Genomic DNA, 13,227 nt, shown 5'->3' on the forward strand with positions numbered 1-13,227 from the left:
CTGGCGATTCCTGGTCGTCCTCGCGATGCTCGGGGTCATCGCGTGGACGCTCGGCTACCTCGCGCAGGTCACCGTCCCGATCGGGATCGCCCTGCTCCTGTCGGCGTTGTTCGCGCCGCTGGTGGAGCGGCTGGGGCGCTGGNCCGATCGGGATCGCCCTGCTCCTGTCGGCGTTGTTCGCGCCGCTGGTGGAGCGGCTGGTGCGCTGGCACGTGCCGCGCGCGCTGGCCACGCTCATCGCGATCGTCGTCGGGCTCGCCGTCCTCGGCGGGGTCCTCGCCCTGGTGATCACCACGGTCGCCGCGAGCCTTCCGCAGCTGGGCAGCCAGGTCGGAGCCAGCCTGGCGAGGATCAACAACTGGCTGCAGCACGGACCGCTGCACCTGCCGCAGGTGCAGCAACTCCTCGACAAGGCGGTCAACGCGATCCAGGGCAACACCGCCGAACTCGCCGGCCGGGTGCTCTCCACCGCGGCGACCGTCGGCGGTGTGCTGACCGAGATGCTGCTGACGCTGTTCGTGCTCGTTTTCTTCCTGTACAGCGGCAATCAGGTGTGGCGCTTCCTGCTGCGGATCGTGCCCGCCTCCGCCCGCGACGAGATCGACGTCGCCGGTCGCCGCGGGTTCGCCTCGCTGGTCAGCTACGTGCGTGCGACCGTCGCGGTGGCCTGCGTGGACGCGGTCTGCATCGGACTCGGCGTCTGGCTGGTCGGGGTCCCGCTCGCGGTGCCGCTGGCGGCGCTGATCTTCATCGGTGCGTTCGTGCCGATCGTCGGCGCGGTGGTGGCCGGCGCGGTCGCCGTGCTGATCGCCCTGGTCGCCAACGGATTCGTCGCGGCGGGCATCGTGCTCGCGATCGTCGTCGGGGTGCTGCAGCTGGAAAGCCATGTGCTGCAGCCGCTTCTGCTCGGTCGCGCGGTCCGGCTGCATCCGCTCGCCGTGGTGCTGGGCATCGCGCTCGGCCTGGAGATCGCCGGGATCGTCGGGGCGCTGCTCGCGGTGCCGATCCTCGCGGTCGCGAAAGCCGCGTTCGCGTCGCTGCTGCGCGACCCGCGGCTGGATCCGCTCGACATCGACCCGCTGCGGCCCGCCAACGCCCACGCCGCCGGACGATCAAGGGTTTCGGCCGTGCGCAGGCGGGTAATCGCACTTCGGAGGGACTCTGATGACAAGCTTGATCACTGACAACGCCGACGGCACAGCACCACGGCGAGCACCGCTCGAACGCGGGTTTCCGCTCCCCCGGTCCGCACCGCAGACGGTGTCCTCGACGCTGCACCGGCTTTCCTCGATGGCGTCCTTGCGCGCGTGGGAACAACGCTCGACCCCCGCGCTGATGCACCAGGCGATTCTGGACGGCGTGAACGCTCGCCGTGCCGCCGAAGCGGCTCACCTGAGCGTCGAGGAAGCACACGTACGGTGGGGCGATTGGGCGGCGAAACGGCTGGCCCCGCAGCGACCCGGGGTCGCGGCCGAGTTGCCGGTGCAGCAATTCCTCAACGTGCACGCGGCTTTCGCGGCGGCACTCGCGGGAGAAGACCCGCGTTAACCGCGCAGATCCGCCTCCAGCGCGGCCGCGGTCGCGCGCAGCGACGCCACCAGCGTCGGCAGCTGGTCTTTCCGGTATCGCACGCTCGGCATCGACGCCGACAACCCGGCGACGACCACCCCGTCCGCTCCGTGCACCGGCACGCCCACGGCCACCACTCCCCGTTCCGACCGGCCCTGGTTGAGCGCGAAACCGCTGCGCCGCACCTGAGCCAGATCAGCCCGCAATTCGGGCGGCTCCGGCCGCTCCCCTGGCTTGTCGACCGCGTACAGCTCCTCCGCCTGTTCCGGTGGCAGCTCGGCGAGCTGCAGCAGACCGGCCGTCGTCTGATGCACCGGGAAAACCATCCCTTCGCGTGAACCGACCCGCAACGCCCTGCGAGCACTCGACGCTCGCAATGAACCGGGCGGTGTCCCCCGTCCGGACGGTCAGGTTCACCGACTCGTCCAGCAGGTCCACCAGCGCTCGGCAAGCGACGCCGGGCGCGGGCTGTAGCAGCGGTAGAACGCGGTCTCGCCGGTGCGCCGGTTGCGGCGCACCAGCATCCAGTGCTGCCCGGGCTTCCCGGCCTGGCGCAGCCGGATGCGAGCCCACAGGCAGTAACGCCGCCCTTTCGCGCCGGCCCCGGCCGAGAGCTCCTGCCAGACCCGTTTCGGCCAGCCGTCTCGTCGGCGCGGGCGGCGCGGGCGGTGTCGGTGATGCGGTGATCGCAGGCCACGGCCAGCACGTAGGCCTGCTCCCGGTCCCCGAGCGGGTCGCGCAGGCCGGCGGCGTCCTTGCCGTAGGCCTCGTCCCCGGTCACCCACCCGGCCGGGAGGTAAAGCTCCCGATCGATGAAGATATGCCCGGCGGAGGTCGAATACACCACGAACACCGACATCTGCGAATTCCCGATCCGCCCCGCCGTGCCGGTGTACTGCCGCTGCACCCCGACCGTGCTGCCGCCCTTCTTGAGGTCCCCGGTCTCGTCGATGACCATCGCGTCCTGCTCGCCCAGGTTCTCGACCACGAACCCGCGCAGGTCGTCGCGGACACCGTCGGCGTCCCAGACCGCCCGCGACAGCAAGTGCCGCATCCCGTCCGGGGTCCGGTCCCCGACCCGCTCGGCGATCGTCCAGCAATTCGCCCGCGGCAACCCGGACAACAGACCCCGCACGAACCTCGCCGCGCCGCGGCGGGCCACGACACGCCCGAACCGGCCCGCGATCCGGGCGAACGCCTCACCCAGCACCGCCCGCCACACCACGGGGTCCACGCTGGCAGCCGCGGCCACCACACGATCTTGAGTTGTCCTCACAAACACCCATGATCGCGTGGCCGCCACGCCTACGTCACCGATCACGAACTACAGCTGGAGTACTAACCGGCATCGGCGCTCACGACGGTCCGGGTTACCAGCTGGAGTGTTGCTGCTCGGCACGGACCGCAGCGGCTGGGCTTGAGGAGCCGCGTCGAGTGTCGGTATGCGGAACACCGCCGAAAACCCCACTGTCCGCCGAGTTGTGCGCAGGAATCCGCATCCGCCGCGGCCTTGCCGCGATAGGGAACAATTTCTAGGGCAGGTTCCGCGGCGGAGGGGCGGCTCGATGACGGTCCGAGTCTTGCTGGTCGAGGACGACGCCCTGATCAGCGAAGCGCTTTCCCTCGCGCTCGCCGACCAGGGCTGCACGGTGACGCAAGCCGCGTGCGGCGAGGATGCGCTGGCGATGCTCGAATCGGTGAGCGTGGACGTCGTCCTGCTCGACCTGATGCTGCCCGGCATGGACGGGCTCGCCGTCTGCCGCGAGTTGCGCGTGCGCGGCGACCTGCCGGTCATCGTCATCACCGCACGTGCCGACAGCCAGGACGTCATCGCGGGTCTGGAAGCCGGTGCTGACGACTACGTGACCAAGCCGCTGGTCGCCGGCGAACTGGCGGCCCGCATCCGCGCGCTGTTGCGCCGCGCGGCGCCGGTCCGCCGGTGTTGTCTCCAGGTCGGCGATCTGCTGCTGAGCACGCACGACGAGACCGTCTCTCGCGAAGGCGCCAACATTCGCCTTACCCGTACCGAATTCCGCCTCCTGGCCGAGTTGGCCGCCGCCGAAGGCGAGGTCGTCACCCGGGAGCAGTTGCTGCACCGGATCTGGGGACGCGACTGTTTCGGCGGCACGCGCCTGCTCGATGTCCACATCCGGCGATTGCGGCGCAAAGTCGAGCCGAATCCCGATTGCCCGCGTCTCGTGCTCACCGTCCGGGGGATCGGCTACCGCGCCGAGCCCCGGCCGTGAGCCGCGCTTCCGTGTCCCGGCTTTCCTTGCGCTTCCGGGTTTCCGCCGCGTTCGGGCTCGGCCTGCTGGTGGTGGTCAGCGCACTGTCGGCGGCGACCTGGCAGCTCGCCACCGGCTACCTGCTCACCCAGCGCCAGCAGGGCGCCGACCGCCATTCCCGGATCAACGCGCGGCTGGTCGAGAACGAGGTCCGCGACCGGCCCGCCGGTCTCGGCGAACTGCTGTCCGGCCTCGCCGCCGGACCGAATTCGACGATCCTGGTGTCCCTTCCCGGCGGCTGGCACACCGCGGGCCGCCCGATCGGGCCCGAGGAACTCCCGCCCGGCCTGCTTTCCCGCGCCCGCCCCGGCGCGCCCGCGCACGAACAGTTCACCGCCGACGGAGTTCCGGTCCTCGCGGTCGCGCAACCGCTCGCCCAGACGAACGGCTACTACGTCGAGCTCCATCCGCTGCTCGGGCTCGAACGGACCTTCCGCAACCTGCGCCTGATCCTCGTCGCGGGCACCCTGACGTGCGGGCTGTTCGGCGTCGTCCTCGGCGCGTGGGCGGCGCGGCGCGCGCTCCGTCCGCTCGCCGCGTTCACCGAAACCGCCGCCCGGATCGCCCGCGGCGACCTGCGCGCGCGACTGCCCGAACCGGCCGGACCCGACCTCGCTCCCCTCGCCGCGACGTTCAACGCCACCGCCGACGCCTTGGAACAGCGGGTCCGCCGCGACGCCCGGTTCGCCGCCGACGTCAGTCACGAACTGCGCTCGCCGCTCACCACGATGACGACCGTCGCGGAAGTTCTCGAACGCCGCCGCGACGCCATGCCCGTGCCCGCGCAGAAGGCGCTGCTGCTCTTGCTGGCCGAACTGCACCGGTTCCGCGGCATGGTGCTCGACCTGCTGGAGATCTCGGCAGTCGACCAAGCCGACAACGGCGAGGAACGCGAACTGGTCGATCTGGTCCCGCTCGTCCGCAGCGGCGTCGCGAGCAGCCCCGGCCCACGGCCCGCTCTCGAACTCCCTCCGGAACCCCTGCTGGTAGCCGCGGACCGCCGCCGCCTCGACCGGGTTCTGGCGAACCTGCTCGACAACGCGGCCCGCTACGGCGGCGGTGCGGTCCGCGTGGCCGCGCACGCGTGCGCCGGCGTCGTCCGGTTGGAAGTGGACGACGCCGGCGACGGGGTGCCCGCCGAACTCCGGGAACGCATTTTCGAGCGGTTCTCCCGGGGGGTGCACGCCGGACGGCGGGATCCCGATTCGGGGACCGGCCTCGGATTGGCGATCGTCGCGGACCACGTCTACCGCCACGACGGACGGGTGTGGGCGGAGGGACGGCCGGGCGGCGGGGCTCGGTTCGTCGTCGAACTCCCCCAAGCACCCGGGTGACGCTCCAGTACGATCGGCCGCACCGCAGGTGAACGCTGGGACCGGAGCTGACCTCGCCGTCAGGACAATTCGACCAGCAGGGCGGCGAGGCGTTCCGGCGCCGACCGGAACGGCGAGTGCCCGCCGTCGATCTCCCGTACCTCGGCACCGAGAAACTCCTGGGCCAGCGCGGCATTCCGTTCGCTGTCCATCGCATGCTCCTCGCGGCATGACACGGCACACGGCGCTGCGACAGGTCCGGACCGACCTGCTGGCCCGCCGTGTTCGCGCTGGGTCGCAATCGGCTCACCGTGTCAGCGGCGTCGGCTGGTCCAGATCACGCACCCGGACGCGTCCACGACAGCCCTGGCGAGCGCCTTCCGCACCGGCTCGCGAAGCAGCGCTTCCCCGCTGTCCGACCACGCGGTGCCGGGCGCGCGCATCAGGGCAGCGAGCAGGACGAGCGAACTGACCGCTGGGTTGCCAGCGTCGCCGCCCCGCCGCTCATCGAGTGTGCGACGAGGACGGCGTCGGACCAGTCTCGCAGCGCGTCTTCGATCACCGCGAGGTGCCGCCTCGGGCGTGTCGGACGGCAGGGCCGGGCACACCACTTTCTGACCGCGCGATCAGGTGCTCGCTCACCCGCTCCCAGCACCACGGACCGTGCCAGGCTCCGTGCTCCAGAACGAACGTCTTCAGCTTCTCCGCCCTCATGATGATCACGCTAGTGGCGACCCTGGGGTTCTTTGGTTCTCTGCCCGAACGAACACCGCTCAGTCAGCTACCGCGCCGGACCGCGCTTTCCAGCAGCGCGAGCACCCGTTCGATGTCCTCGCGGTCTGCTTCGCCCAGGTTGGCGAGGAGTGCTTCTTCCCGGTCGAGGTGTCCTTCGAGGACCCGGTCGATGAGCTTGCCGCCCGCGGCGGTCAGTTCGGCGTAGCTGACCCTCCGGTCGCCTCGGTGGTCGCGGCGGCGGATCAGGCCGTCGCGTTCGAGAGCGTCCAGCCGCCCGGTCAGGGCGCCAGAGGTGACTAGCGAGGAGGCCGCCAGCTCGGAGGGCGTCTTCCGATAAGGACGGCCGGCCCGGCGCAGGTTGCACAGGATGTCGAACGCGCCCGGGGTCAGGCCGTACGGGGCCAGGTACTCGCGGAGACCGCCCGCGGCGAGGTCGGCGATCCGCCGGACCCGGCCGAAGATCGCGATCGGCGAGGCGTCCAGGTCCGGGCGCTCCCGCGCCCAGTCCGCCACCACCTGGTCGACCGGGTCCATCGTCATCGGCTCCTTGTTCCGCGGGATGCGGACCGAGCCTATCCGGTGTGCGCGCCCGTCCTGGTCGCCGCGGATTCCTTCCCGGCCGGAGCGCGGCCGCGGAGCAGCACGACCGCACCGAGCAGCGTGAGCAGCTGCGTCGCGGCGAGCAGCGCGTACCCGGCGGCGAACCCGTGGTCGCCGCCCGCGGCGATCGCCACGCCCATCAAGGTGGGAAGCAGCGCGGACACCAGATTGCCGACCCCGTTGATCATGCCGTAGGCGCTGCCCACCGAGCCCGCCGGCGCGTATTGCTGCACCAGGGTCGGAATCGCCGGGCCTTGCAGACCCCAGAACGCGTTGGCGAGGATCAGGGTCGCCGCCGCGAGCCAGCGCGAATCGGCGAAGGTCACCGTCGTCGCGCACAGCGCGGTGCCGACGCTGCCCACGACCAGCACGAGCGGCGCCCGGCGGCCCGGCATCCGGTCGATGAGCCACCCGCCGAGGAATCCGGACCCGAGGCTGACCACGAACGGCAGCGCCGAGAGCGCGCTCATCTGCGCCAGCGAGAAATGCCGTGCCTGCAGCAAATACGACGGGAGCCAGGACGTGCTGCCCCACAGATAGCCGAGCGTGGCCACCTCGATCAGCAGGATCCAGCCGAGCTTGGGGGTGCGCAGCGCCCCCGCGAACCGCCGCAGCGCCGGTTCCCGGACGGCCGTCCGGCGCCGCGACGCCCGGACGAACACCGCGACCAGCGGCAGCCCGACCACCAGGTTGAGCGCCGCGAGCAGGAGGAACGAGCCGTGCCAGCCGAAGTGCACCAGGGCGAAGGTGATCACCGGGATGCCCAGCGCCGTGCCAAGGGAAACGCCCATCGAGCTGACCGCGTTGGGTTTGCCCCACGCGCCTTCGGCGAAATTGTCCTTGACGTACATGGTCTTCAGCGAGAACAGCGGCCCTTCGCTGGCCCCGAGCAGGAACCGCAGTGTCAGCAGCAGCATCGCGCTCCCGGCGTACGGGGACACGAGAGTGAACAACGCCCAGCACCCGAGGCTGACGAGCAACCCGCGCCGCACCCCGAACACCGCTTCGTACCACGGCGTGATCAGCATGGCCGCGATTCCGTAGCCAGCCAGGAAAAGCGTCATCAGAGCGCCTTGCGCCGCCCGGTCGCCCGCGATCCCGAAGTTCTGCGTGAAATCCGGATCAGTGATCAGCACGGACACGTTGACCCGGTCGATGTAGGAGATCGCCACGACCGCCAGCAGCGCCAGCACGCCCAGCCACGCGGTCATCGGCGCGCCGGGACGCCGGTCTTCCGTCGGCACGGTCACCGCGGTTCCTTTCCGGGCCGGACCATCGCGAGGCGGCCGGCGACCGCGCGGACCCGCCGCGCCGCCAGACCGGCCGCCCCGGCCGGCGGGGTCGCCCGGAAGTATCTTTGTACTAAGATGCTTGTGTCAAGCTATCTCGGCGGAGTCCGCTCCGCGGCCAAGCACGGTGAAGGGCCCCTTGAGGGAATCTGCTTCCCGCAAGGGGCCCTTCACCGACCGTCGCAGGCGTCGAGCGGTCAGCCCCACACCGGTTCGCGCGCCGGAGTCAGCAGGTCACTCACATCGCCGGAAAGGTCCTCGCCAGGCACGCCACGCCGGAACAACCGCCCGGCCGCGCCGCCGTTCGTGGACACTCCGGCCAGTTCGGCCCAGTCGCCGCGCACCCGCAGCCAGGTGCCCTCGCGCAGGCCGAGCACCGGAACGTCGTTGCACTCGTGGAATTCCGCGAGCCGTTTCTCCCGGGTCTCGCCCATGTGCGTGCTGCCCGGGTCGGGATCGACGTAGTGCGGGTTCAGCTGGAACGGCACCAGACCCAGCGAAGTCAGGCTCGGCGGCTCCACGATCGGCATGTCGTTCGTGGTGCGCACGGTGGGCCCGGCGATGTTGGTTCCCGCGCTGGCACCGAGGTACGGCATTCCCTCGGCCACCCTTGCCCGCAACGGTTCCAGCAACTCGCGCCGGTACAGCTCGGCCAGCAGGCGGAACGTATTGCCTCCGCCGGTGAAGACCGCCTCGGCCGAGCGCACCGCGGCGACCGGGTCGTCGGCGGTGTGCAGCCCGCGCACCCGCACCCCGAGCGGCGCCACCGCCGCGGCGATGCGCTCGGTGTAGCCGTCGTGGTCGGCCAGCGCGAACGGCACGAACACCAGCTCGGTGCGCCCGTCCAGCACCTCGGCCACCGCGTCCAGCGCGTGTTCCAGCGGAGCGCGGCCGTGGTTGGTCGAGTTGGACAGCAACAACAAGTCAGTCACGCGATTCTCCTTGGTTCGCCCGCCATTGTTCAGCAAGTCCGCAGCAGCCGGTCCAAGACCCGCACGGAGAACCGCAGCGACTCCAGCGGCACCCGTTCGTCCACGCCGTGGAACAGCCGGTTGTAGGGCAGTTCCGGCGGGACGCGCAGCGCCTTGAACCCGAAGCCGCGGATGCCGAGTCCGGACAGCGCCTTGTTGTCGGTACCGCCCGCGTTGCAGTACGGCGTGGGGTGGCCGTCCGGGTCCTCCGCGGTGATGGCCGCGCACATGGCGTCCACCAGGGGGCCGTCGAAGCCGCTTTCCATCGCGATGTCCCGGTGGATGAACTCGCGGCGCACCGACGGCAGCAGCAGCTCGTCGATGGTGTCCAGCAGCTCCTGCTCGTACCCGGGCAGGAACCGGCCGTCGACCGCGGCGGTGGCCCGGCCGGGAATGACGTTGACCTGGTACCCGCCGGAGATCATGGTCGGGTTCGCCGAGTTGCGCAGAATCACGTTCACCAGCTCGGCCACCCGGCCCATCCGCGCCAGGCTTCCGTCCACATCGGACGGATCGAACGGCACGCCGAGCAGGTCCGCCGCGCGTTCCAGCAGCGCCCGCACCGGTTCGATCAGCCGGACGGGGAACCGGTGCCGCCCGATCCGGGCGAGCGATTCGGCGAGATCGGTGACCGCGTTCTCGTCGTTGGGCGAGGAGCCGTGCCCGGCCCGGCCGGTGGCGGTCAGCCGCAGCCACGCCTGCCCGCGCTGCGCACACTCGATCGGGTACAGCCGGCTGCCGTTGCCGAGGTCGAACGATACCCCGCCGCCCTCGGTGATCGCCTCGCCCACGCCGTCGAACAGGTCCGGACGGTTCTCGGCCAGCCAGTGCGAGCCGAACTTGCCGCCGCCCTCCTCGTCGGCGAGGAAGCCGAACACGACGTCCCGCGGCGGCTTCTCCCCGGTGCGGCCGAACTGCCGGGCGAGCGCGAGGATCGCCGCGTCGAAGTCCTTCATGTCGATCGCGCCGCGGCCCCACAGCATGCCGTCGGCGATCTCCCCGGAGAACGGCGGGACGCTCCACTCGCCGGCGTCGGCGGGTACCACGTCCAGATGCCCGTGCAGGAGCAGCGCAGGCCGCGACGCGTCCATTCCGGACATTCGGGCGAACACGCTGGCGCGGCCGGGCGCGCTCTCCACCAGCGTCGGTTCCAGCCCGGCGTCGGAAAGTTTCTCCGCGACGTACTCGGCGGCGGGCCGCTCGGTCGCGCCCGGGTTGGACGTGTCGATCCGGATCAGGTCCCGGCAGAGGTCGACCACCTCGTCCTGTGCGCTCCTCACCGCGCCACCTCCTCCAGTTCCGCCGAGCCCACCGGGCGGATCAGCCCGGCGCGGCCCAGCACCGTGTACAGGATCGCGGCGGTGAGCAGCGAGTTGAGCGCGGGGATGCCCCAGTGCACGAACTCGCCGACGCAGAACGCCGCCGCCCACACCGCGAGCGTGGCGGGCACCCACACCGGCATCGTCGCCGGGACCCGGCCGGCGGCCCTGGTCTCCCGCAGCGGTGTGGAGAGCCTGCGCACCAGGAAGTACTCGGCCACGATGATCCCGCCCACCGGCGGGATCGCGACGCCCAGCACCGACAGGAACGCGGTGAAGTGCTGAAGGAAACCGATCGCGGACAGCACCGTCCCGGCGATGCCGATCACCAGGGTGACGACGCCGCGGTGCAGCGGGCGGCCGAACACGGTCCGCACGAAGTTCACCACGCCCAGCGACGAGCCGTAGAGGTTCCAGTCGTTGATCTTCGCGGTCGCCAGCACCACCACGATCAGCCCGACGAAGCCCGACGTGGACAGCACGATGTGCGTGACGTCCGAACTGCCGACCAGGTGCCCGAGCAGCACGCCGGTCATGCCGACGATGTACTCCGACAACACGATCGACGCGGAACTCTGCAGCAGGACGTGCCAGCCCTTGCGGTTGAACCGGGTCATGTCCGGGGCGACCACGGCACCGGTCATGTAGCCGCCCGCGATGATCGTCGCCGCGGCCGGGATGGAAATCGCCGTCGCGGTCGGCGCGGCCGACATCAGCGCGCCCACCGAATGGTCGGAGAGGGTCGAGATGACGCTCCAGGCGACGAGGCCGAAGAACAGCGGCACCGCGATCTTCGCCAGCCACATCATGTACTTGAAGCCGTAGATCACCAGCAGCGTCAAGACCACGCCGGACACCGCGCACCACAGCCATGGCGGCCCGCCGACGAGGGCGTTCATGCTCTTGCCGAAGATGCCGTTCTGCACGCCGAACCAGCCCACCAGGCTGATCGCGATCACCAGGCTCACCAGTGCGGAGCCGTTGCGGCCGAATCCGGTGAACCGGGTCAGCATGGTCATGGTGAGCCCCTCGCGCTGGCCGGCGAGGCCGATCAGGAAGATCACCACCTCCAGGATCACCGCGCCGAGGGTGAACGCCCAGAAGGCGTCGGAGAACCGCATTCCCACGCCGAGTGTCGCGCCGAGCACGAACTGCGACAACGAGCCGGACTGCGCGAGCCACTGCAGCAGCATGGAGCCGAACCCGTAGCGGGCGTCTTCGGGGACGCGGCGCAGCGAGTAGTCGTCGTTGCCGATCCGCTTCTTGGTGTGTTTCGCGGTTTTCGTCGCGGTGCTCATCCGGCCACCTCCGTACCCAGCGTCTGCAGGTGCGCCATCGAGCCGTAGCGGGCTCGCAGGCTGGCGAATTCCGTCTCGTCGTGGAAATGCAGGGCGCCCGCGCCGAACTGCTTGGCGACCTCGACCGCGTAGCGCGCGGCGGCGGCGATGTCCGTCTCGTGGCTGGTGCCGGTCGCGCAGCCCGCCACCGTCGCCGCCGAGGTGATTGCCAGCCCGACGACCGGCGCGTCCGTCGCCGTCGCCGGCTGCAGGATCGAGTTCAGGTGGTAGACGCCGTTGCCGTAGGGCGTGATGTCCTGCGTGGTGATCGGGTAGGTCACCAGCGGCGCACCGGTCACTGCCTCCAGCAGTTCGCCGAGGCCCTCGGAGACCCGCAGGATGTAGCCGCTGCGCACAGTCGGGGAGAGGGCGAGCCCGCGGTGGTTGATCACCCGGTTGCCCTTGGTGGTGTCGATCGACAGCACGGCGGCCATCTCGGCGGACAGCTCGTAGCTGTTCATCGTGGCGATGTCGACCGGCGAGTTCATGAACGGCACCGGGTCGTGCGGCAGGGTCGGCGCGTCCGGGCAGATATGCGTGCCGATCAGCACGTCGCCGGCCAGCACGTCCCCGCGCGCCCGCATGGACAGCAGTTTGGCGGCGGCGGCGAGCGCCGCGGCCGCACCGTCCCCATCGGACACGAACCCGGTCACCTCGGGCCGGGCGCCGACCCCGCCGAGCCGCCCCACCACACCGAGTGTGGGCGCGTCGCCACCCGCGGTGCGGCCACGGCTGCCGGACACGCGCACCCGGACGAAATCGGTCTTCCCGGCAGGGCCGGGCACCGTGGTGATCTCCGCGCCGCTGCCGTCCGCGCCGGCGACGGCGTCGAGGTAGGCGACGACCTCTTTCCCGGTCACCGCCGGGTCGTCGAGGATTTCGAGCAGTTCCAGGACGTGTTTGAGCATGTGGTTCCTCTGGAGAGTGCAAAGCCGCCGGGGATTGGTCCGACCAGATTCCGTCCGGGCGCCCCCGCTTGACAAACATTTCCCGTTATTCGCACAATGACCGCATGCCGGATCCGGACGACCGCTCCACCCCGCCCGGCCTGCCGCAGACCGCGGACCGCGCGTTGCAGGTGCTGCTCGCGTTCGACCGCGCCCGCCCGGAATGGGGGGTCACCGCGGTGGCGCGCGAGTTCGGGCTGCACACCTCGATCGCCCAACGGCTCCTGGCCGTGCTGGCCCACCGCGGTTTCCTCGTCCGGGACGACAGCACCCGCAAGTACCGGATCGGCCCGGCCGCCCTCCACCTCGGCCGGCTGTGGGACCGCGCCGGGGCACTGGACCTGCTCGTGGTCCCGGTCCTGTCCGACCTCGCCGCCCAAACCGGGCACGCCGCCCTGCTGTCCCTGCCCGACGGCGCACACACCCGGTGCGTGCTGGCCGCGGAAGGCGCGGACGGCCGCCTGCGCGGTTACTCGCTGGTCGGCGAGCTGTACCCGGCGCACGCGGGTGCGACCAGCAAGGCGTACTTCGCGTTCCTGCCCGAAGAGGAGCGCGACCGCCTGTTCGCCGACCGCCCGATGGCACGGTTCACCCCGGATACGGTCACCGACCTGGCCGTCCTGCGGGAGCAGCTGGCCGAGGTCGCTCAGCGGGGCTGGGCGTTCACCACCGGTGAGTACGACGCCGGGGTGGCCACGCTCGCGGTGCCGGTGTTCTTGCGTGGGGAGCCGTACGGGAGCTTGTCCGTGGGTTGGTCTTCCTCGCGCTTCGAGCACGATCCGGAGCAGTGGGTGGATGTGCTGCGCCGGGGAGCGGAGTTGATCGAACTGCGGCTTTCCCGGCCGGTTCCCCGGCGGTGAAG

General features: G+C 70.9%; 14 protein-coding genes and 1 pseudogene. 5 read left to right on the top strand and 10 right to left on the bottom strand.

Features of this window, described 5'->3' with window-relative positions; genetic code table 11:
* Positions 1-173: 173 nt before the first annotated feature.
* Together A4R44_RS24710 and A4R44_RS24715 are read left to right on the top strand one after the other, a co-directional pair.
* Positions 174-1,184 (top strand): AI-2E family transporter, encoded by a 1,011-nt coding sequence (locus A4R44_RS24710; protein ID WP_369805930.1) that lies wholly within the window; start codon positions 174-176, stop codon positions 1,182-1,184.
* On the top strand, positions 1,165-1,548 hold the full coding sequence (locus A4R44_RS24715) for a hypothetical protein (protein WP_067585350.1): 384 nt from the start codon (positions 1,165-1,167) through the stop codon (positions 1,546-1,548). Before A4R44_RS24710 ends, A4R44_RS24715 begins: the two co-directional genes overlap by 20 nt.
* On the opposite strand, the gene A4R44_RS50695 is transcribed toward A4R44_RS24715, so the two are convergent.
* Positions 1,545-1,883, bottom strand: a complete 339-nt coding sequence (locus tag A4R44_RS50695) for an IclR family transcriptional regulator C-terminal domain-containing protein (protein WP_232791764.1) — start codon at positions 1,881-1,883, stop codon at positions 1,545-1,547. The genes A4R44_RS24715 and A4R44_RS50695 overlap by 4 nt on opposite strands.
* Before the next feature lie 135 nt (positions 1,884-2,018).
* Positions 2,019-2,776, bottom strand: a pseudogene (locus A4R44_RS50700) (IS701 family transposase); the annotation flags it as partial.
* Between the two features lie 358 nt (positions 2,777-3,134).
* On the opposite strand from A4R44_RS50700, the gene A4R44_RS24730 reads away from it, so the two are divergent.
* Complete coding sequence (locus tag A4R44_RS24730; RefSeq protein WP_067585359.1) at positions 3,135-3,815, top strand: response regulator transcription factor; 681 nt, start codon at positions 3,135-3,137, stop codon at positions 3,813-3,815.
* Positions 3,812-5,188 (top strand): cell wall metabolism sensor histidine kinase WalK, encoded by a 1,377-nt coding sequence (locus tag A4R44_RS24735; protein WP_093576461.1) that lies wholly within the window; start codon positions 3,812-3,814, stop codon positions 5,186-5,188. The genes A4R44_RS24730 and A4R44_RS24735 overlap by 4 nt, the downstream gene beginning before the upstream one ends.
* A gap of 59 nt (positions 5,189-5,247) precedes the next feature.
* On the opposite strand, the gene A4R44_RS51830 is transcribed toward A4R44_RS24735, so the two are convergent.
* The 8 genes from A4R44_RS51830 to A4R44_RS24765 form a co-directional block, all read right to left on the bottom strand.
* On the bottom strand, positions 5,248-5,379 hold the full coding sequence (locus A4R44_RS51830) for a hypothetical protein (RefSeq protein ID WP_255366186.1): 132 nt from the start codon (positions 5,377-5,379) through the stop codon (positions 5,248-5,250).
* A gap of 102 nt (positions 5,380-5,481) precedes the next feature.
* Complete coding sequence (locus A4R44_RS51835; RefSeq protein WP_255366187.1) at positions 5,482-5,610, bottom strand: hypothetical protein; 129 nt, start codon at positions 5,608-5,610, stop codon at positions 5,482-5,484.
* A gap of 334 nt (positions 5,611-5,944) precedes the next feature.
* Positions 5,945-6,442, bottom strand: a complete 498-nt coding sequence (locus A4R44_RS24740; RefSeq protein ID WP_067585362.1) for a MarR family winged helix-turn-helix transcriptional regulator — start codon at positions 6,440-6,442, stop codon at positions 5,945-5,947.
* 32 nt (positions 6,443-6,474) lie between these two features.
* Positions 6,475-7,752 carry an MFS transporter gene (locus A4R44_RS24745; RefSeq protein WP_198545434.1) on the bottom strand — a complete coding sequence of 426 codons (1,278 nt, stop codon included), beginning with the start codon at positions 7,750-7,752 and terminating at the stop codon, positions 6,475-6,477.
* Positions 7,753-7,988: 236 nt separating this feature from the next.
* The gene (gene pepE / locus A4R44_RS24750; protein ID WP_067585365.1) at positions 7,989-8,723 is read right to left on the bottom strand and encodes a dipeptidase PepE; all 735 of its coding nucleotides are present in this window, start codon (positions 8,721-8,723) and stop codon (positions 7,989-7,991) included.
* A gap of 29 nt (positions 8,724-8,752) precedes the next feature.
* The gene (locus tag A4R44_RS24755) at positions 8,753-10,042 is read right to left on the bottom strand and encodes a M20/M25/M40 family metallo-hydrolase (protein WP_067585368.1); all 1,290 of its coding nucleotides are present in this window, start codon (positions 10,040-10,042) and stop codon (positions 8,753-8,755) included.
* Positions 10,039-11,379, bottom strand: coding sequence for a cytosine permease (locus tag A4R44_RS24760; RefSeq protein WP_067585371.1), 1,341 nt, complete (start codon positions 11,377-11,379; stop codon positions 10,039-10,041). The genes A4R44_RS24755 and A4R44_RS24760 overlap by 4 nt, the downstream gene beginning before the upstream one ends.
* Positions 11,376-12,326 (bottom strand): DUF1177 domain-containing protein, encoded by a 951-nt coding sequence (locus A4R44_RS24765; protein WP_067585374.1) that lies wholly within the window; start codon positions 12,324-12,326, stop codon positions 11,376-11,378. Before A4R44_RS24765 ends, A4R44_RS24760 begins: the two co-directional genes overlap by 4 nt.
* Before the next feature lie 104 nt (positions 12,327-12,430).
* On the opposite strand from A4R44_RS24765, the gene A4R44_RS24770 reads away from it, so the two are divergent.
* A complete protein-coding gene (locus A4R44_RS24770; RefSeq protein WP_067585377.1) occupies positions 12,431-13,225 on the top strand; it encodes an IclR family transcriptional regulator in 795 nt (264 codons plus the stop codon).
* The last annotated feature ends 2 nt before the right edge of the window (positions 13,226-13,227 follow it).

It is taken from the genome of Amycolatopsis sp. M39, from assembly GCF_001651785.1.
Classification (GTDB): Bacteria; Actinomycetota; Actinomycetes; order Mycobacteriales; family Pseudonocardiaceae; genus Amycolatopsis; species Amycolatopsis rubida.